The organism is Oceanobacillus senegalensis, from assembly GCF_900176885.1.
In the GTDB taxonomy this organism is placed as follows: Bacteria; Bacillota; Bacilli; order Bacillales; family Amphibacillaceae; genus Oceanobacillus; species Oceanobacillus senegalensis.
Genome location: NZ_LT839648.1, coordinates 606436 through 625720, shown reverse-complemented (window position 1 = coordinate 625720; position 19285 = coordinate 606436). Strand labels below are relative to the sequence as shown.

General features: G+C 36.1%; 21 protein-coding genes and 1 pseudogene. 7 read left to right on the top strand and 15 right to left on the bottom strand.

Translation table 11 applies throughout. The features are described from left to right. Positions 1-21: 21 nt before the first annotated feature. The 7 genes from CAO17_RS02915 to CAO17_RS02885 form a co-directional block, all read right to left on the bottom strand. A complete protein-coding gene (locus tag CAO17_RS02915; protein ID WP_085991330.1) occupies positions 22-1224 on the bottom strand; it encodes an MFS transporter in 1203 nt (400 codons plus the stop codon). Positions 1225-1470: 246 nt separating this feature from the next. Next, positions 1471-1932: a chemotaxis protein CheW gene (locus tag CAO17_RS02910; protein WP_085991329.1), complete on the bottom strand. Its 462-nt coding sequence runs from the start codon at positions 1930-1932 to the stop codon at positions 1471-1473. A gap of 221 nt (positions 1933-2153) precedes the next feature. Next, on the bottom strand, positions 2154-3074 hold the full coding sequence (locus tag CAO17_RS02905; protein WP_085991328.1) for a DMT family transporter: 921 nt from the start codon (positions 3072-3074) through the stop codon (positions 2154-2156). 108 nt (positions 3075-3182) lie between these two features. After that, complete coding sequence (locus CAO17_RS02900) at positions 3183-3434, bottom strand: hypothetical protein (protein WP_085991327.1); 252 nt, start codon at positions 3432-3434, stop codon at positions 3183-3185. 316 nt (positions 3435-3750) lie between these two features. Next, positions 3751-4221 carry a flavodoxin gene (locus CAO17_RS02895; protein ID WP_085991326.1) on the bottom strand — a complete coding sequence of 157 codons (471 nt, stop codon included), beginning with the start codon at positions 4219-4221 and terminating at the stop codon, positions 3751-3753. A 112-nt stretch (positions 4222-4333) separates the two neighbouring features. Beyond that, entirely contained in the window at positions 4334-5995 is a 1662-nt protein-coding gene (locus CAO17_RS02890; protein ID WP_085991325.1) for a glycoside hydrolase family 13 protein, read from the bottom strand. Between the two features lie 132 nt (positions 5996-6127). After that, entirely contained in the window at positions 6128-6883 is a 756-nt protein-coding gene (locus tag CAO17_RS02885; RefSeq protein WP_085991324.1) for an acyl-[acyl-carrier-protein] thioesterase, read from the bottom strand. A 47-nt stretch (positions 6884-6930) separates the two neighbouring features. Between CAO17_RS02885 and CAO17_RS21295 the strand changes: the two genes are divergently transcribed. Continuing rightward, the gene (locus CAO17_RS21295; RefSeq protein WP_218775524.1) at positions 6931-7092 is read left to right on the top strand and encodes a hypothetical protein; all 162 of its coding nucleotides are present in this window, start codon (positions 6931-6933) and stop codon (positions 7090-7092) included. Between the two features lie 102 nt (positions 7093-7194). Here the strand turns inward: CAO17_RS21295 and CAO17_RS02880 are convergent. After that, positions 7195-7914: pseudogene (locus CAO17_RS02880) on the bottom strand (solute carrier family 23 protein); the annotation flags it as partial. Between the two features lie 158 nt (positions 7915-8072). Here CAO17_RS02880 and CAO17_RS02875 point away from each other — a divergent pair. The 3 genes from CAO17_RS02875 to CAO17_RS02865 are packed head-to-tail and all read left to right on the top strand — an operon-like array spanning position 8073 to position 11196. After that, on the top strand, positions 8073-9086 hold the full coding sequence (locus tag CAO17_RS02875; protein WP_085991322.1) for an ABC transporter substrate-binding protein: 1014 nt from the start codon (positions 8073-8075) through the stop codon (positions 9084-9086). Positions 9087-9140: 54 nt separating this feature from the next. Beyond that, positions 9141-9992 carry an ABC transporter permease gene (locus tag CAO17_RS02870; RefSeq protein ID WP_085991321.1) on the top strand — a complete coding sequence of 284 codons (852 nt, stop codon included), beginning with the start codon at positions 9141-9143 and terminating at the stop codon, positions 9990-9992. A 19-nt stretch (positions 9993-10011) separates the two neighbouring features. Next, a complete protein-coding gene (locus tag CAO17_RS02865) occupies positions 10012-11196 on the top strand; it encodes a quaternary amine ABC transporter ATP-binding protein (protein ID WP_085991320.1) in 1185 nt (394 codons plus the stop codon). A 241-nt stretch (positions 11197-11437) separates the two neighbouring features. Here CAO17_RS02865 and CAO17_RS02860 read toward each other — a convergent pair whose 3' ends face one another. Next, on the bottom strand, positions 11438-11746 hold the full coding sequence (locus tag CAO17_RS02860) for a phage holin family protein (RefSeq protein WP_085991319.1): 309 nt from the start codon (positions 11744-11746) through the stop codon (positions 11438-11440). Between the two features lie 128 nt (positions 11747-11874). On the opposite strand from CAO17_RS02860, the gene CAO17_RS02855 reads away from it, so the two are divergent. Beyond that, positions 11875-12126, top strand: a complete 252-nt coding sequence (locus CAO17_RS02855) for a hypothetical protein (protein WP_143833711.1) — start codon at positions 11875-11877, stop codon at positions 12124-12126. 73 nt (positions 12127-12199) lie between these two features. On the opposite strand, the gene CAO17_RS02850 is transcribed toward CAO17_RS02855, so the two are convergent. Then, positions 12200-12493, bottom strand: a complete 294-nt coding sequence (locus CAO17_RS02850) for a hypothetical protein (RefSeq protein ID WP_085991317.1) — start codon at positions 12491-12493, stop codon at positions 12200-12202. Positions 12494-12994: 501 nt separating this feature from the next. Between CAO17_RS02850 and CAO17_RS02845 the strand changes: the two genes are divergently transcribed. Further along, a complete protein-coding gene (locus tag CAO17_RS02845) occupies positions 12995-13390 on the top strand; it encodes a YkvA family protein (protein ID WP_085991316.1) in 396 nt (131 codons plus the stop codon). Between the two features lie 197 nt (positions 13391-13587). Then, entirely contained in the window at positions 13588-13836 is a 249-nt protein-coding gene (locus tag CAO17_RS02840; RefSeq protein ID WP_085991315.1) for a hypothetical protein, read from the top strand. Positions 13837-14180: 344 nt separating this feature from the next. Here CAO17_RS02840 and CAO17_RS02835 read toward each other — a convergent pair whose 3' ends face one another. The 5 genes from CAO17_RS02835 to pqqB all read right to left on the bottom strand — a co-directional run bounded on the left by CAO17_RS02835 (position 14181) and on the right by pqqB (position 18767). After that, the gene (locus CAO17_RS02835; protein WP_085991314.1) at positions 14181-15464 is read right to left on the bottom strand and encodes an MFS transporter; all 1284 of its coding nucleotides are present in this window, start codon (positions 15462-15464) and stop codon (positions 14181-14183) included. Positions 15465-15643: 179 nt separating this feature from the next. Then, entirely contained in the window at positions 15644-16765 is a 1122-nt protein-coding gene (gene pqqE / locus CAO17_RS02830) for a pyrroloquinoline quinone biosynthesis protein PqqE (RefSeq protein WP_085991313.1), read from the bottom strand. Continuing rightward, positions 16743-17066, bottom strand: a complete 324-nt coding sequence (gene pqqD / locus CAO17_RS02825; protein WP_179151877.1) for a pyrroloquinoline quinone biosynthesis peptide chaperone PqqD — start codon at positions 17064-17066, stop codon at positions 16743-16745. Before pqqD ends, pqqE begins: the two co-directional genes overlap by 23 nt. 37 nt (positions 17067-17103) lie before the next feature. Further along, positions 17104-17838 (bottom strand): pyrroloquinoline-quinone synthase PqqC, encoded by a 735-nt coding sequence (gene pqqC, locus CAO17_RS02820; protein WP_085991311.1) that lies wholly within the window; start codon positions 17836-17838, stop codon positions 17104-17106. Positions 17839-17840: 2 nt separating this feature from the next. Further along, complete coding sequence (gene pqqB, locus CAO17_RS02815; protein ID WP_245831906.1) at positions 17841-18767, bottom strand: pyrroloquinoline quinone biosynthesis protein PqqB; 927 nt, start codon at positions 18765-18767, stop codon at positions 17841-17843. Positions 18768-19285 lie beyond the last annotated feature (518 nt).

Genomic DNA, 19285 nt, shown 5'->3' with positions numbered 1-19285 from the left:
AATCCACATTTTCGTAAACTCTTATGATTGTTTTCTTTGGTATTTATTCATCATATTTACAAAAAGTAAATAAACAATAGGTAAGAGTCCTGAAACAATGATGATTGCCTTCCAACCTGCTAATTCCCAAATGGGACTAAGCGCAGAGCTTCCAAGCATTACCCCAATATAGTAAGCAACTAAATAAAGGCTGGATGCACTGCCTTTATGATGGGTTGCTTTCTCGCCCACTGAAGATGCTGTTAGAGAGTGGGCTGTAAAAAATCCAAGACATAGTACACATAAACCTATGATAATAATAATAAGCGATTGAAATAACGTTAAAAAAGCCCCTAACGATACGACAATTATCCCTAAATTTCGTACTTTATCTAACCCAAATTTTCCAGATAACCACCCTGCCATAGGTGAGCCGATTACTCCTAGTCCATAAGCAAAAAAGGTATAGGAAATAACTTCAAGAGGAAGAGAAAATGGCTCTTTTTCTAAATAAAACGGTAAGTATGTCCAAATTCCAGAAAATGATAATTGAAGGACAATTCCCATTCCTATAATTAATACCATTGCTGGATTTTTTAGATGAAAGAAAAAACCCTCTATATCTTTTTGAAAGGATTCGTTACTTGACTCAAAATAACGTGATTTAGGGAGAAAAAGAATAACGAGTAAAGCTATCACTAAACCAATCATAGCGAAAAGATAAAAAGCATATTGCCAGGAGTAATGGTCCGATATATATCCAGTCACAACCCTGCCAGTCATCCCTCCTATTGCATTACTAGAAATGTATAAGGCCGTTGCCACACCAATGCTACGCTTTTCCATTTCTTCACTTATATAAGCGATAGCTACTGCAGGCAATCCCGCAAAAGCAACCCCCTGTAAAAAGCGCAGAATCAATATTATGGTAAAAGAATCTAAAAGTGGCATAATAAAAAAAGGAATGACTGATCCTATTATCGAAAATTTTATGTATAATGTCCTACCATTTCGATCCGATAAAAACCCTAGTGAGATTAAACCGACAATCAATCCTAGAATAGCTAATGACAAAGCATAGCTTGATGTATTTACCGATACCCCGAACTCTTCAACAAATAATGGTAGTAGTGGTTGAACAATGTAAAGTCCAGCAAAGACAAAAAAAGATGCAAAGGCTAAGCTGATTGTTATTTTCCAAAAATAGAAATCACGTATGCCGTACTTCCTTGGCTGCGAGTGCATAAATTCACTTCCTACATCATACTAATATTAATCAATATTACACATTTTAGCATAGATTCAAAGTCTATAAGTTTAAAATGAAAAATTACATGCCTTCTTCACCTCTACATCTTTCTTTAATATAGGTATTAAATGTCGAAGGTTAAAAATAAGTAAAGATTTCCCAGGAAATATGGCACTTTATAGGAGAATTGCTTCATTTGCCGTTCATACTTAAAGAAAGCAGGAAAACTACTCTTATCCTCTTTATTTCGTAACTACTTCTCGCAATTCTTTTGTTTCACTTGAATCAATAATTGTCTCTAAATCTAATAAAGTAAGTAAGCCTTCATCTAATTTAGCAATACCCTGGACGAACGTATCATCCACACCACCAATAATGGAAGGAGCTGGATTAATGAATGCTACATCAATATCCTTTACTTCTGATGCAGCATCTACAATAAGTCCGATTTGAAGATTATTTATATGTACAACCAGTATTCTCGTATCCTTCGTGCTTTCTATTTCCTTCATTAAAAGTCGTTCTTTTAAGTCTAGTATTGGGGTTGTTTCATCTCGAATGTACGTTATTCCTTTAATAAAATGAGATGTTCTAGGTATCTCTGTAATCTCTTGTAGGTGCTCTATGGAAATAACCTGATTTACTTCAACTCCAAATGATTGGTCTGCAAGTTTAAAAATAATGTATGTTGATAGCTCTGCCATGATTCGTTTCCTCCATTTTCTCTCTTTCGCTTTTTAGTAAAATGATTAGAGGTATAACGTTTAACCGTATTAAAACTTTTGATTCCCTCCTTGATTTACCCCAGACGATAGAGTCCGTTCATCAATTTTATATAGTAATTTCGTATCATTTACTATATCGGTAACCAATTTAAATCCGTTTAGTTATAATTAAAAGCTTTATGGCGCAAACCACCAAAACATTACGCTTGCCGAGGATTTTTTAATTGAGCTAGAGCAATACCGACTATAATCATTGATGAGCCAATAAACATACTAACGGTCATTTCCTCCTCTAATAAAAGACTACTAAATAAAAGCCCAAAAATTGGAACTAATAATGTTGAAATTGTAGCTGTTACCATATCAACCAAACCCATAATGATAAACCAAACGGTGAAACATAGAGCAGAAGCAAGAATACCGGTAAATAATACATAGTAAATACTTTGGATATTTAAAATCACCGGTTCTCCCCACTCCATAATGATGGTAACAGAGAAGATCCCAATAGCTCCAAATAGCATTTGAAAGGCATTTACTTGTAATTGTGACAACTCTTGTAATTTTAAACGATAATAGATATTAGAAACAGCCCATGTAACTGCCGCAATAATGATTAAAATTTCACCAAAAATAATTTTAATGCTCTGTCCAGTCCATATATCCCATCCAAAAATCGTTAGTAAGCCAAGCATTCCTACACTAAGGCCAGCTATTTTCATGGTTGTTAATTTTTCCCCAAGGATTTTCACAGCTAAGATACTACTCCAAATTGGCATAGAATAAAGAAGTACAGATGACTTACCAGCTTCGACATATCGCAAAGCAAACATAACAAGTAGAAATACAGCACTAGTTTGTAACATACCTAGCACTACTAGATGCTTCCAGTATTTTTTCGGTGGTAAACCAACTTTTAATATGTACACAATTAAAAGGGATGTAACTGCACCAATCCCAAATCGATAGGATGAAAACGCAAAAGGACCCATAAATTCTAGTGAAGCTTTCATTAGCACCCAAGCATACCCCCATAAAATGGTAACAATTAAGATAAGAATCCGCACAAGGCTCTTACGTTTTCTAAGGATGGATAATAAAGTTCCTTCTTGTTTTGACATACTCTCTCCCCCAGTCAATATGTCTATCGTATCATGAAAAACTGAGGAATTTGAATAATTTGATAAATTTTGTTATAAAAAAATAAGCCTGCTAGATCGCACGCTTTTTTAATTTGCTCCCTTTTGTGTCATCGCTTTTTGCTTATTATTCACTACACAATCGGAGATTTCACTTATGCTTTCCTCAATATTTTGAACATCTTTCTCTAATCCATTAATATTGGAACCAATATCATTAACTCGTTGCTCCAGCTGATTGACCAGTTCATCCATATGCAGACTGTTGACCCTAATATCTCTAATATCATCTAACCAGATTGTGATGAGTTCTAATAATTCTTCAATCATCTTTTTAGTCAACTCATATTCCTCCCCTAGATTCAGCATATAAGGAACGAACACTCTCAACAAGTGGCTTTAGAATGAATTTCGGAATGTCTAGTAGGACAAAATAACTGCATTGCTAATAATAACTAAGTTATAAATTGTAAGTTAATGGAAATAAAATTTTTCCATGAATCATAGCTTATTTTTTTAATCATTTACCCTAGATCAGCACAAATTAGTTTCATCAATCTTACAAATGTAAAATGATAAGAATTACTGTCCTCTCATTTTGAAGTAATAGTTATATCTGCTTTCTCCTCCACATAATTCACTAGGAATAAAGTCCTTTTTACCTTTTCTTTCCAACCTTCTCACTCATCAATTCAATCACACTCTGCGCAAACTCCTGACATTGCTTAATCCCCTCTTCATCAGGGGCTAAGTCGATTTTCAGACGTATCGGAATCATCTTTGCACCATTTTCTTCAAATTGTTCATAAAAAATATCTACCGCTCCTGCAAACACATCATAAAACTGGTCTCCAGAACCGAATACACCGCAGATTTTCCTAGTAAGGTCGACAAAATCTAAGCCTTCATAAAAATCTTCTACTTCGTAAGGTATTTCCCCGTCTGACCAGGTGTAAACCCCCATAAGTATTACATCATAATCAATTACATCTTTGGTGTTTATTTTATCTTCATCAAACACTTTTACATCCACATGATAGTTATGATCTTTCAAATAATCTAATATGGCATCTGCTATCATATCTGTATTACCAGTTCCACTTGCGTAAATCATTAATATTTTGCTCATCACGCCACCTCCAAAGTGAACTCACTTTTATAATAAGCAATATTGAAAATCATTTTCAACATCGTTTGTACTGATTGTTCAACAATTCGGTGACATAAATCCTAGACATAATCTATATCTCCAGCAAATAAACTCTAGCCTCATAAGGTCTCAATGTTAATTCTTCCATACCAGACTCTTCATAATTACATAACAACAACTCTTTCTTATTCACCTTCAGCTCTTCTGGTAAATTAAAATCTGCATCGACATTAAACAGATTGGTTAATACCAAGACAAGATTATTTTCCAAAGTTCTTGTATAGCTATAAATATAATCATGATTATCTAAAAGGAGTTCATAACTACCATAAATCAATGTAGGGATTTCGTTTCGTAACTGAATCAACTTTTTATAATAATGATAAATAGAATTTTTATCTTTCAATTCTCTTGCCACATTTATTTCCTTATACTTTGGATGAACCTTTAACCAAGGAGTTCCTGTTGTAAATCCAGCATTAGTATGGTCATTCCATTGCATTGGTGTACGGGAATTATCACGACTCGTTTTCCATATCACTTCCATAATTTCTTCCTTCTGGACTCCCTTCTTTCGCTCCGAATGATAAAAATTTCTACTATTCACATCGTCATAATCCTCAATGGAAGGGAATTGTACATTTGTCATGCCGATTTCCTGTCCTTGATAAATAAAAGGAGTTCCCTTCATCAGAAAGTACATCGTTGCTAAACTTTTAGCTGATTTTTCACGATAATCTTGATCATCTCCCCATGTTGATACCGAACGGGGCTGATCATGATTCTCAAGAAATAAAGCATTCCAACCAACTCCATTTAACCCGTTTTGCCATTTGCTTAATGTTTCTTTTAGTGCATGAATGTCCAATCCTTTATCCGTTCCCTTCCCCCAAAGGTCTAGATGTTCAAACTGAAAAATCATATTAAATATGCCCTTTTCCTTACCAACCCAGCCTTCAGCATCTTTGATAGACACACCATTTGCTTCTCCGACTGTCATGATGTCATATTTAGTAAATGTCTCCTTTTTTAATTCTTGTAAAAACGATTGGATTCCTTTCCGGTTCATATGTCCTTTATAAGATGGAACATAGTCCAATTTTTTGGGATTTGGTAAATCTGGTAAGCCACGTACTTTTTTAATATGAGATATTGCATCAACTCGGAAGCCGTCAATCCCTTTATCCAGCCACCAGTTAATCATCTTATAAATATCTTGTCTAACCTTGGGATTTTCCCAATTTAAATCCGGTTGCTTGGTTGAGAAAACATGAAGATAATACTCATCCGTTTTCTTATCATATTTCCAAGCAGAACCACCAAATATAGATCCCCAATTATTTGGTTCCTTCCCATTTTTACCTGGACGCCATATATAGTAATCTCGGTATGGATTATTCTTGGATGAACGGGATTCAACAAACCATGGATGCTCGTCAGATGTGTGATTCACCACCAAATCCATAATTAGCTTCATATCTCGGCGGTGTACCTCCTCCAATAATTGTTCAAAGTCATCCATCGTACCGAAATCTTCCGAAATAGCCTTATAATCACTAATATCGTATCCATTATCATCATTTGGTGATTGATAAATGGGACAAACCCATATCACATTGATACCTAAATCTTTTACGTAATCCAATTTAGATATAATTCCTTGAATATCACCAATTCCATCCCCATTGGAATCCATAAAACTCCGAGGATAAATTTGATATACAACCGCTTCCTTCCACCACTTTTTTTCCATACAAATCCTCCTTACCATTTAAAATTTAGACAGAACTCTCTATGCTTTACCTTTATTCTATCCATTACTGCTTTATCCCATTTTGAAGGTAAAAAACAGGGACAATTTAATCAAATGCCCCTGTTTATCAGTCTATTTCTCTTCAACTTCCATCATTGCTTTAAACACAACCAGATCCTTCCTTTTATTCAAGCCTTCTATGTATACACCTTTTGTATCTATGCCTTTCGTATTTTTTTGAAGAACAATCGTATCTCCTGGTAATGCTTCATGATTGAAATTTACCTCAATTGCTCTGACTGTATGTGTCCGATGTTCCTCTATTGGGAAGCAATCCATTATATAATCCACATATCTTGAGTTATTTAAATGTCCATTAAAATCAACATCACTGTAACCTATCACCTTTTCATAAACAACCTCCAGCCCTCCAGGACTTTTTAACTTTTTCAACTTAACATCCAGTGCACGGTCTTCATGTATGGAAGAAGTGTCAAATGAAATGGTTGATGGGCGTTTTATTTTCCTTTCTTTTAAATCCATAATGACCCATCCAGATATCGCACGAATAATTGGATTCCCTTCCTTATCCCGTACAATAAAATCTCTTTCAAATTCTAATCTTCCTGGCTCCTGTGGCCAAGTTTCTATTACAATTTCTTCATCCCAACTTGGCATCCGGATGATTTCTACACGAGTTCGCGTTAAGATCCACGCAACCCCATGCTTATCAGCTAACACTTCTATTCCTACTCCAAGCTCCGCAGCTGATAAACTAGCGATTTCTTGAAAATAGCTAAATAATGTACTCGATTTTAATCGTTTGGTAAAATCAACATCTCGCAAATCAACATGATAATTCTTCTTAAATACGATAGATACTTCCATATATATAGCCCCTTGTTTACATTGTTTTCCATTTCGTTTATTCTATCATGCAAGTTCATTCTACTCTACTTTTCAATATCAGTGCATCACTTATTCTTCCAGGAAAGCTTGGAATGTTTGGCATCCTCGGTCTTGGATATATTGTGATGATATCCTATAGGAATAGAGTGAATGGTTATGAAGAGACTAGTGGAAAAGGAAAAATATAATAGAAAATCCAATAAGCCCTTCATGAATTCCACATGATGGGCTTATTGGATTTTAAAATGGCTTTATTAAACAAACAATGAAGACCATTTTCTCGGTTCTACTTATACAATAAAAGCAAAATACAAAACAAATAACAAACCAAGTACATACATGATTGGATGGACCTCTTTAAAACACCTTTGCGCGATGAATGTTAGGGGATACAGAACGAATCCTAGTCCAATACCTGTTGCTACACTTGACGTTAAAGGCATCATGATAATTGTTATAAAAGATGGAATAACAATTTCGAGTTTACCCCAGTTAATTTTACTAATTTCCATTGCCATTAACGCACCAACTATAATTAATGCAGGTGCAGTTACCTCAGCGGTTATTACTGAAATAATCGGCGAAAAGAATAAAGCAATCAAAAAACATGCAGCAATGATGACAGATGTAAATCCTGTCCGCCCTCCAACAGCAACACCAGCAGAGAACTCAACACTTGTTGCAGGAGTGGATGTACCTAGTACTGCTCCGATTGCACCAGCTGAAGAATCAGCTAATAATGCCCTTCCAATATTAGGAATCTTATTATCCTTCATAATACCTGCCTGACTTGTAATTGCAATTAATGCCCCGGCCGTATCAAAGAAAGCAACAAATAAAAAAGTAAAAATAACTGCTAGTAATTCAGGTGTGAAAATCTCATGTAAATGCGAGAATACGATACCAAATGTTGATTCAAGGCTTGGAATTTCACCCATAATGGATGATGGTATTTGAATTAAACCAGCAATCATTCCAATTATGGTTGTAATAACGATTCCATAAAAAACCATAGTAATTCTTTACCCTTTAATACGTTCAATATTACTATTTTAATCATTTCTTACTCATTAAAAAAAATTAAAAAGAAAATCCTTTTGAAATTTGTTGAAAATTGTCGGATTTAATAGTAGATTAAACCTAATAATAAATAGGAAGGAGAGAGAATATGAGAAATAAATGGAAATATATTTGGTCATTGATGTTTTGCCTTTTAATAGGTTTAGGTATATACAGTAATGTGTCCATAGGAGAAGCAAATGAAAAAAGTAGCGGGACCATTACTATTGCAGATGCTGGATGGGATAGTATGCGCGTACATAACGAAATAGCGAAGTTTATGATAGAAAACGGCTATAACTACAATGTTGACTTTATAAACGGTTCCTCTTCTGCCACTTTTACAGGTCTTCGCACAGGGGAAATTGACATTTATATGGAACTTTGGTTGAACAATTTAGAGGAACCATATCTCAAGGCAAAAAAAGCAGGAGAAGTTATCGAACTTGCAACTAACTTCACAACGAACCAGCAAGGATTTTTTGTCCCAACATTTGTAATTGAGGGAGATCCGGAGCACGGGATTGAACCAATGGCACCTGACTTAAAAACAGTACAAGATTTAAAAAAATATCCAGAACTATTCAAAGACCCGACAGACCCTTCTAAAGGAAGAATTGTTGGTGGTCACAGTGGATCAGTTGCCCAAGAAATTATGAAGCAAAAAGTCAAAACGTATGGTCTTGATGAATATTATAATTATTTTTCACCTGGGTCTTCTGGAGCAACTAGTGCATCCATTGAAAAAGCATTTAAAAATCACGAGCCATGGGTTGGCTATTACTGGTCGCCAACATGGATTTTAAGTAAATACGATATGACACTTTTAGAAGAGCCTGCGTATGATGAAGAAATTTGGAACAAGAATTATGGAACAGCCTTTCCAGAAAATCAAATATATGTTGTAGTTCATAAGGATTTCCCAGAAAAGGCGCCGGACGTTACTAAATTACTAAGAAACTATGAAACTTCTAATGAATTAACAGGCGAAGCGCTTCTTTATATGCAAGAACAGGATGCAACTACAAAAGAAGCTGCTAAGTGGTGGCTTGAAGAACATCAGGAATTATGGACGAAATGGGTTCCTGAAGATGTTGCCGAAAGAATAAAATCAGCTTTGTAAAAACAAGTAGTAATAGAAAGTGAGGTGAAAGGTTGTGCCTAAGCAACCTTAATCATGTTTGAGTTTCCAGAAAATTTAACCTTCCATATAGGTAATTATATAAGTAATATTGTTGATTGGCTGACGGTGCATTGGAGTGGCTTTTTTGAAGCGATTAAGTCAGGTCTTTTATGGTTACTTCTTCATTTTAATGATTTTCTAACTTGGGTGCCTTGGTGGTACTTTATTTTAGCCATCTTTTTACTGGCATGCCAATATAAATCGGTTTCATCCGGTATTTTATACTCGGTATTTTTATTTTTGATTGGTGTATTTGGATTATGGGATGCAACGATGTTTACGTTAACCATTGTCATTGCAAGTGTAGTTATCTCTGTCATTATTGGTATACCACTGGGAATTTTAATGTCATACAATAAGAGATTTGAAGTTTTTATCAAACCACTTCTTGATGCTATGCAAACCATGCCAACTTTTGTTTACCTCATACCGGGTATCTTTTTCTTTGGTTTAGGTCTTGTTCCGGGTGTATTGTCCACCATTATTTACGCACTACCACCAATCATAAGACTAACCAATCTGGCTATTCGTGGGGTTCCTAGCGAAGTTGTTGAGGCAGGTTTATCTTTTGGTTCTTCCAAATGGCAGCTATTAAAAAAGGTGCAAATTCCACAAGCATTGCCTACCATCATGACTGGTGTCAACCAAACAACGATGATGGCACTCGCAATGGTTGTTGTTGCCTCTATGGTTGGTGTAGAAGGTCTTGGTTTGGAAGTATTGACTGCCTTAAACCAAATTGACGTCGCAAAAGGATTCGAGGCTGGTATTAGTATTGTATTTATAGCCATTATAATTGACCGACTAACACTTGCCATTTCAGAAAAATACCAAAGACGGTCCTGAAAGAAGGGAGTACACATAGATGACAGCTAAATTAGAAATTAAGGGAGTATCAAAGATATTCGGCTCTCACCCTAAAAAAGTATTAAAAAATATTAAAGAGGATATGTCGAAACAGGAAATATTAGAGAAAACAGGCCATACAGTCGGAATTGGAAATGTATCGTTTAATATTGAAGATGGAGAATTATTTGTCATAATGGGATTATCTGGTAGTGGGAAATCCACATTAATTCGATGTTTTAATCTATTAAACCAACCAACAGATGGAAGTATTTATGTGGATGGTGAAGATATCACAAAATATAATGAACGAGAATTAAAAGAGTACAGGCAAAAGAAAATAGCGATGGTATTCCAACATTTTGGATTGTTTAATCACCGGACAGTAATAGAAAATGTTGCATACGGTCTAGAAGTACGTAACGTATTACGAGCGACACGACTTGAAATCGCTCAAAAGTGCTTAGAAACAGTAGGACTAAAAGGATGGGAAAATAAATATCCTGATGAATTAAGTGGTGGTATGCAGCAACGTGTTGGATTGGCAAGAGCTCTCGCTAATGACCCAGACATCTTGTTAATGGATGAACCATTTAGTGCATTAGATCCGTTAATTCGTCGTGAAATGCAATTTGAACTATTGGACCTACAAAAGAAACTCAAAAAAACTATTATTTTTATTACACATGATATCAATGAAGCATTTAAGATTGGTGATCGTGTTGCAGTAATGAAGGATGGGAAAGTAGAACAAATCGGTACACCTGAAGATATCCTTAATAACCCTGTTAATGACTATATAGAAGACTTCGTCAAGGACATTGATCGATCTAAAATAATCCAAGCGAAAAGTATTATGCTTGAACCAAATGCTTTCATTAATATCAAAGAAAGCTTGAATGTGGCCATAAAAGAAATGCAATTAAATCGCCTTTCACATTTATATGTTGTGGATCAAAATCAAATATTACAAGGATTGGTTTCCCTAGACGATGCATTAAGTGGTTTGGAAGAGGAAAGAGAGTTACGACATGTTATTAGGAATGACTATGAAACTGCTGCCCCAGAAGATTATGTACGGGATTTGATAGATAAGACAATAAAAACCAACTATCCGATAGCAATTATAACGGATCAAAAGTTGGTTGGTATGATACCAAAGGAAAACGTTTGGTCTAGCCTAACGCCATCAGTAATCAAATGATTTAGAGAAGTTCTATTAAAGGATAAGGAAGAACTTGTGCATGAGATGCTCAATGTTTTCCCTTTTACTCCCTTACCTTCCATTTTTTAAACCGGGAAATATTATGAGATAAGGACATGCCCTAGTTTCAAAAAATCTAGGGCTCTTTTTATTTCGGTGAAGCAAATTAAAACATTTTAGTCCCCTAACGAATTTAGTTTATTGTAAATAGTAACCATTTGGTATTCCGTCTATAAAATCGTTATTCATGATACTCATCTTGCTCCTCTTTTGTTTCGTTTTTAGAATAACGACTAACTAAATCTATAATAGAATCATGGATAGCATCTCGAAAAATCATTTCTGTTCCTGTTACTAAAATACCTTGAACGACAAATCGAATGTCAACACCAAAATAAATAAGGCAGGCAACTACTGCAAAGATCAATTTAATCCATGCATGTGACCATCTTGGTAGGATGGGAGTTTGATCTAGAATTAATCCGATAAAATACAAAGTGGGTAATAAAATGAGTGCTTCAGGATAGATATAAAATGTTAAATAGTCCATAAAACATCCTCACCTAACATATAAAGATAACACGTAACCATTATATGAATAGGTGGTAACAATGTGTTTATTCCAATAATTAAAAATTTGATACGATGTAATGTGAGGTGGGAGAATTTATTATTTTATTGGTAATGTTAGCTATTATCCTGTTTTGTCACTATGAAAACGAAACTTTTAAAAAAACAAATGAATCTAATCATCCATTTATGACAGAGATTGCGATGTCTTTATTGGTTGGAGCTATAACAATGAATACTCTTTTTTCTAGTAATGAAGAGTATTCATTCACATATATAGTTGTAGGAATGGGAATCATCTCATTTATTGTTATTCTATTTGGAGCTCTAATCATCAAAATAAAACAAATGAAAGCATGATTTAGTTTTACAAAAGTATTTCCAAATAAAAAGGAAGTTCATTGAAGGAACTTCCTTTTTATATATTTTACTTCTATTTTTGATTATTATTTTGGTTAGCTTGTGCATTTCCTTGAGCTTGTTGGATTTGCTGTTGGGCTTGCTGTACTTGTTGCTGTGCCTGCTGTAACTGTTGATTTTGTTGAGCGTTTGCTCCCGCTTGTTGTTGAGCCTGTTGAACTTGCTGCTCTGCTTGTTGTAACTGCTGTTGAGCTTGTTGCAATTGCTGTGGATTTGCATTTGCTTGTGCTTGTTGAACAGCTTGCTGTGCCTGCTGAGCTGCTTGTACAGCTTGTTGTAATTGTTGTTGATTTTGTTGTTGTGCCATAGTAAATAAATCCTCCTAAAGTAATTTTTGTTTTAAGGCTTACGGTATCTAGCTTGTACCATTAACTTAAAATTTACTCGGAAAAATTATGAAATGTTATTAAAATTTGTGTTAGGGTAAAATACCCACATTTTAAATCGATAGACATTGGAGAAAATAAAGAGACGATTTAAATGATTTAATTAAATGATCAAAAAAAGAGAAAAGATTTTAACCCAAAAGACACCATGGTGGAATCAGACCATCATGGTGTCTTTTAAACAATTTTTCTATCCACGCTTTGCATATCTTTGTCGAATGATAATCTATATTTGAAAAATAAAAATAGGATGAAGGAGAACTTTGTATTAGGGATGAAAAAGATGGAATACAGTTACAATTATTAATGACCTCCTGTATTAATAAAAAATTAAAAATTGTATAGAATACGGGGTAAAGTTGAAAATGAATTGAAATGTTGACGTCAAAAATGATTAATCTTACCTTATTTAAGGGGGCCATATGGAGAAGATAAAAGCTTGGGCAAAAAATTTAAAAAGGCAAACCTTCATACTTTACTTTGCTTATAAAGATAATAGAGTACCTTGGTACGCCAAAGTATTTATTGTTTGTGTTATTTCATATGCGTTTAGCCCTATCGATTTAATACCTGATTTTATACCGATAATTGGCTATTTAGATGATGTAATTATTGTTCCACTAGGGATTATGTTTACATTAAAAATGATTCCAAAAGATGTAATAGCAAACTGCGAAATGAAAGAAAAAAGTATCATTAAAAATGGTAAACCAAAAAATTGGGTAGTAGGAGTACTAATCATTTTAATTTGGAGTATGATTATTTTTTGGATTATGAAAGAGATTTATCTATTCCTAAATGAAGAATATTTTAGTTGATGAAAAGTGAACGACTTTTGAATGGCCAGTTACTTGTCCTAATTGATCTATTTTTTTATATGGTAACCCCGTTTTATATTTCAACCCCATAGTATTTAGGACAACCATTATATAGAATTTTGGTTATTTCGACTGATTCACCGACATATGCTGAATATGAATAGGGTTAATAATATGAGTAAGGAGGTGCGAAGGGAATGAAAGGTTACTATAAAGCAATAATAGGAGCAATTATTGGGGCTGCAACAGCTGGTATATGGTTGACCCTCGACCTTATACTCCCTGAGCCATTTGGGGACTATTTATTATTCACCCTCATGGGTCTGGTCAATATGGTAATTGGGTGGCAGGTTGGAAGACTAGTAAGCAAAAGTGAACCTTCTAAATTTTCAACAACGGGTCAGAAAACAACATTAAATCATGCAGATACAATTGCAGAAAAGTAAGTTAAAAACTATTATTCTTAAGAAATGAACCCATTTGGCGTGTTAAATGAGGCTTTAGACAAAAGGATCTAACCCCTATACAATAATGTAATGTCTAGATAAAAAACTTACGAACTTCCCTAGATATTGTTATTTGTGAGGTTTGGCCCTTTGTTTTGACTAAAGCCTCATTTTTTATCGCAGGTTAAGGGTAAGACCGACTAAAATCTGGGGCGTCCTTATGTCTTAGCACTACCACGTCGTGTACGTCGTTAATACCTCCACTGGTGAAAGATTCATTTTTTGTCCAAATAAACATAATTGTTCTAACGGGAAACTGTTAATGCTCGAACATAAAACAAAACTCACTTGGATGAAGTCTGCAACGTTATGCTAGTATCATAAGATCGAAAGCTTTTTCCGTATAAATAAGCGAAACTAAGTTGTAAACCAGAGGCTATATAAAATGGTAGAGACAGTGCACCTAATCCAAAAAGGTGTCCTGTAATATACGGGCCAATTGAAATTGGCAGACGCATTGAAAAAATGTTAATACTTGATGCAAAGCCCCGACGCTTCCCACGAGTCAAACTAACACTTAGTGCTTGTTGAGCCCCTTGTGTACCCCGGTTTAATGCCGTACGAAGGATATAAATGACAGAAACAAGAGCAAAAGATGGTAGTAAAGGCAGTAAAATTAAAAGTAGGCTTGCTATGTAACGAACAAACACAATGGATCGAACAGTTCCATGTTTGTGGGAAATTTTTGCTTGCAAAATCGAGGTGATACCTGTTGTGAAAAAGGTCAAAGCTAAAGCGCCACCAATTAGATTAATGCTTACCCCGAATTTTGTTGAAAACCAATAGGACATCATCGGCCCCGTCAATCCTATGGCAATCCCGTTTAGAATATTAATCGCTGCAAGCTTCAGTATCGCAACATTTTCTTTTTGTCTCGATTTCTTTTCATTATTCTCCGATCCCTTATCTCTAGACGATACCTCATCTCTATTCCCCTGATAATTTATAGCTTCTTCCCCCTCAACAGTTAAAATAATCAAAGTAGTAACAAGCGATAAAACAAAAATAAAACAAAATACTAACTGGTAGGAAGATATTTCTAAAAAGTTATATCCCTCTATTCTTATTGTCCCAACTAGGATTGCACCCGTCGCCATTCCAAAAAAACTAATTGCGTTATTCAGACTATATATTTTCCCACGTTCACTTATTGGGATAAATGATGCGAACCACGCTTGTTCCGCTGGTGCAAACGGATTAGGTGAACCTGCATCCGCTTTCCCAAAACCAGAAAGTGAGATGGCTATAAACAACATAATAGGGTTAGTCGATAATATTCCAATTAATGCACATCCAGCTGTTAAAAGTTCAGAAAAAAGGGTGAACGGTTTCCTTCCGTATCGATCACTTAAAACACCTATTAATGGTGCAAGTATGACACCGAGTAATCCACTGGCACTAAGCACACTCCCTATCGCTACTGTGCTCCACCCTAACGCATCAAGGTATAAAGTTAAAACAACAAACATCAGACCTTGTCCAATACTTCGTATAGCATTAACCAACATAAGTTTTCTAACCGCCGGATGGATTTGTCCGTTCTCTATATTATCTGCTCTAACAAACATTTTTTTCAACACTTCATTTCTATTTGCATATTTTTAAATTCGGATAGAAGGGTAATGCAACTAATTTGAGAAATTCTAGAAGGTTCTATCTAAAAGCCTTCCAAACCAGGCGCACATTTATGCACAATAGAAAAAGGTGCTAAAGGTAATCTTGACCTGTAGCACCGAATATGCAAACTCTATTTTTTATACTTTGGATATTTTCGATAAATCATTGGGGATGCCTGTTTCTTACGATTGATATTTGCATCCTGTACTGCCTCTTCAATTATCGATTGATTTGGCGACCATTGACAGACTGGATCAATTGCATATGCATCTCCAGTTAAAGCGAAAGCTTGACAGCGGCAACCACCTCCGTCTTGTTCCCGTAAATCACATGATTTACAAGTATTAGGCATCCATTCCTCACCACGAAAACGATTAAAAGAGTCCGATTCATACCAAATATGACTTAATGACAGCTCCCGAACATTTTCAAAGGAAATTCCTTCAATAATCCCAGCAGTCGGGCATGGAAGGACATCTCCATTCGGTGCTACCGTAAGACCGATTGTTCCCCATCCGCCCATACAAGGCTTAGGGGTCGATGCGTAGTAATCGGGAATAACCCAAATAATCTCCATGTTATTTCCAATTCGCTTTTTTGCTGCGTCGTAAATCTCGCTTGCCCGTTCAATCTGCTTTCGGCTTGGCAAGAGTTGTTCCCGGTTGAGTAGAGCCCAATTATAATACTGTGTATTGGCTAATTCAAGACGTTCTGCTCCCATTTCCTCGGCAAGCATAATAATTTCATCTAAATGATCAATATTCATACGGTGCAGCACAACATTTAAGGATAAATGCATTCCAGCTTCTTTTATCGCTTTTACAGCTTCCTTCTTTTTATCAAAAGCTTTAAAGCCGCCTATTCTATCCGAAAGCTTAGCTTCCCCCGCTTGAAAGCTTACCTGCACATTAGCTAACCCCGCCGCTTCGAATCGAATGGCTTTTTCCTTTGTTAAACCGATTCCACTTGTAATGAGATTGGTATACATATCCATTGAAGTAGCATGGGAGATGAGGACCTCCAAGTCCTCTCCCCATAAAAGTGGTTCCCCGCCAGAAAAGTGAACTTCAACGACACCAAGGTCCGCCGCTTCCGATAATACCCTGCACCAGTCTTCCGTTGCCTGTTCCATTTCCTTTAATGTCATTTCTAGCGGGTTCGAACAATAAGGACAATGCAAGGGACAACGATGTGTTAACTCGGCCAGTAACGAGTAAGGAGGCTGAACACTATTTTTCTTCAACTCTACCATCTTGGATTATCACCCACCCTTGATCAACCATCTCTCTTAGAAAATTATTGATGTCTTCCTTCATCCCTTCAAAATCTTCCAATGCATTTGCGTCTTTTTCGGTAGAATTTGTCTTAAACGATTTTCTCATTTTTTCAGTGATGGTATGAACCGTTTCATTTCCGTCACATAGAGTAAGTATAGATGCAGCAGTTTCGTTCAAAACCACTACCCTTTCTGGTAATAATAGTAGATGTTTCTTCCTTATTTTATCAAATTTCAGTCGACCTTTTGGTGCGAGTTTTGGAAACTTACTAGACAAGATTTACTCCACCACCAATCCAATACTTACACATTTCTTAGTTGTGATAAGCCTTTTCAATGGCATCGAGCTGCGCCCACAATACATCACATTTAAAACGTAATGCATCGACAGCTTGCTGTTGTTCTTTTCGCGTCTGACAATAATCTAAAACAACCCTGAGTGCAAATTCCGTATCACGTGGTGCTTGTGTTAGGCGATTTCGAAAATAGCCGAGTCCTGAACTATCAATCCACGGATACAGTCGCTCAAGGATCTTAATCCTCTCTTTCATTAGAATCGGAGAAAACAATTCAGTTAAAGAGGAGGCAACCGCTTCAGTCCATGACTTTTCCCGTGCGAAGTTCACATAGGCGTCTACAGAAAATCGGACTCCTGGTACCACATGGTCTTCCCGCAAAACTTCCTGCCGGGACAATCCCACAGCTTCGCCAAGCTTCAACCATGCCTCAATTCCACCTTCTACCTCATCGTTCCCATCATGATCAATGATTCGTTGAATCCATTCACGGCGAAAATCTCTTGATGGAAGTTTAGACAAGATGACGGCATCTTTAATTGGAACCGACTTCTGGTAGTAATATCGATTGGCCACCCATCCCTTAATTTGCTTTTGGCTTAAAGCCCCTTCGTGCATCGCCACATGAAAGGGATGTTTGTCATGATAGGAAGATCGGCCAACTTCAATTAATTGCTGTCTGAACTCATCTTTGGTCCACGGTTCTTCTTTTTCTGGGGATTTATTATAATGTAGCCCTTCTTGTTCAAGCATCATCAAACCTCCAGTTCCATACCTTCATAGGCAACCTCAATCCCCTTTTGTCTTAATGTCTCTATTTCCTTTGAACCCCTTTTCAAAATCGGATTACTGTTGTTAATGTGAATCAGGATTTTCCGTTGTTTGGGGTAGTAGGACAATTTTTCCATAATGCCCGCTGGTCCACTAATTGGAAGATGCCCCATATCACTTGCGTTCCGCTCAGTTGCGCCCAATTTGACCAATTCATCTTCTGACCAAAAGGTTCCGTCGACCATCAAGATATCGGCTTGCTTAAGGCATTCTTCTATTTCTGGGGTTATCCTATCTAATGCTGGAAAATAAGCAAGACATCTTCCGGAACGCTTGTTATGAAGAAGCAAACCGACCTCCCAAATATCTTCGTGGTCATGAACACCGTTGTTCGCTTCAGCATAAAGAGGAGGTTTGCTTGATATGGGGACCGTTTCAATAATCATGGTTCCTCCCAATTCTTCACCTAAACCTCCTACTTTTTGTTTCACGTCGGTATAAAGAGAACGCCATTCCCATGAACAATAATTTTTAAGCATCGGCATTACTGGAAAAGAGATATTTAAGCATCTTCTTACTGTTTCCGTTCCATATATCGTCAAATTAGAACCTTCTCTAAGTGACAATAATCCAATTGTATGATCAAGCTCAGCATCGGTTAAAATAACTCCGGCTAAAGGTGTCTCTCTAATTCCAGGACCCGCATGAAGTGCAGCGAAGGATTCAATTTGTCTACCTACATCCGGGCCTGCATTAATAAGATACCAGTCCTTTTCATTAGGACTTACTGCAATAGAAGATTGTAACAATGGTCCCTGTACATCATCCCCAGCGCGTGCACCCTGACAATTGGGACAAGCACAATTCCATTGCGGAAAACCTCCCCCAGCCGCTACTCCTAAGACTCTAATTCGTATTTGTCTTCAATCCTTTCTACTGTATCTGTAAAACATTGCTTTTAACTACGTCCCACACTTTTAGACCAACTTCCCGTCTAAGCATTATTAATGATTAATTGCTTAAAAGGGCATACATGCAAAATTTATACTACCTGCTGACCTTACCGATGTAAGAATATGCTGTCACCTCTGAGGCTGTATTAATCACTTTATACTCAGGTATAACCCACATACTAGTCACCCCCTTATAAACAACAATCATAATGATATTCACGGAATATTTATTTCATCCTTTCAAAATTATCTTATGCCAACAGATATACCAAAATAACCAAGTTTTTCAACTTGAAATTGTCCTAAAGTTACCACAATGGTCTTTGGTATATAGCAATAAGTGATCGCAAGAAGTTAAAATAACCTAAGACATCACCAAAAATACGAGGCCTTAAACAAAGAATCGGACCCCACAAATAACAACATCTAAAATGATTCGTCATCTTTTTGTCTAGATATTGTATTAATGTATAGGG

Coding starts and splice junctions, on each gene's coding strand:
- CAO17_RS02905 (WP_085991328.1), bottom strand. CDS start 3,074: ATGTCAAAACAAGAAGGAACTTTATTATCCATCCTTAGAAAACGTAAG.
- CAO17_RS02895 (WP_085991326.1), bottom strand. CDS start 4,221: ATGAGCAAAATATTAATGATTTACGCAAGTGGAACTGGTAATACAGAT.
- CAO17_RS02845 (WP_085991316.1), top strand. CDS start 12,995: ATGGAGAAGATAAAAGCTTGGGCAAAAAATTTAAAAAGGCAAACCTTC.
- CAO17_RS02870 (WP_085991321.1), top strand. CDS start 9,141: ATGTTTGAGTTTCCAGAAAATTTAACCTTCCATATAGGTAATTATATA.
- CAO17_RS02890 (WP_085991325.1), bottom strand. CDS start 5,995: ATGGAAAAAAAGTGGTGGAAGGAAGCGGTTGTATATCAAATTTATCCT.
- CAO17_RS02835 (WP_085991314.1), bottom strand. CDS start 15,464: ATGTTTGTTAGAGCAGATAATATAGAGAACGGACAAATCCATCCGGCG.
- CAO17_RS02915 (WP_085991330.1), bottom strand. CDS start 1,224: ATGCACTCGCAGCCAAGGAAGTACGGCATACGTGATTTCTATTTTTGG.
- pqqE (WP_085991313.1), bottom strand. CDS start 16,765: ATGGTAGAGTTGAAGAAAAATAGTGTTCAGCCTCCTTACTCGTTACTG.
- CAO17_RS21295 (WP_218775524.1), top strand. CDS start 6,931: ATGCAAGTTCATTCTACTCTACTTTTCAATATCAGTGCATCACTTATT.
- pqqC (WP_085991311.1), bottom strand. CDS start 17,838: ATGCTTGAACAAGAAGGGCTACATTATAATAAATCCCCAGAAAAAGAA.
- CAO17_RS02875 (WP_085991322.1), top strand. CDS start 8,073: ATGAGAAATAAATGGAAATATATTTGGTCATTGATGTTTTGCCTTTTA.
- CAO17_RS02840 (WP_085991315.1), top strand. CDS start 13,588: ATGAAAGGTTACTATAAAGCAATAATAGGAGCAATTATTGGGGCTGCA.
- CAO17_RS02850 (WP_085991317.1), bottom strand. CDS start 12,493: ATGGCACAACAACAAAATCAACAACAATTACAACAAGCTGTACAAGCA.
- CAO17_RS02860 (WP_085991319.1), bottom strand. CDS start 11,746: ATGGACTATTTAACATTTTATATCTATCCTGAAGCACTCATTTTATTA.
- CAO17_RS02910 (WP_085991329.1), bottom strand. CDS start 1,932: ATGGCAGAGCTATCAACATACATTATTTTTAAACTTGCAGACCAATCA.
- CAO17_RS02865 (WP_085991320.1), top strand. CDS start 10,012: ATGACAGCTAAATTAGAAATTAAGGGAGTATCAAAGATATTCGGCTCT.
- CAO17_RS02885 (WP_085991324.1), bottom strand. CDS start 6,883: ATGGAAGTATCTATCGTATTTAAGAAGAATTATCATGTTGATTTGCGA.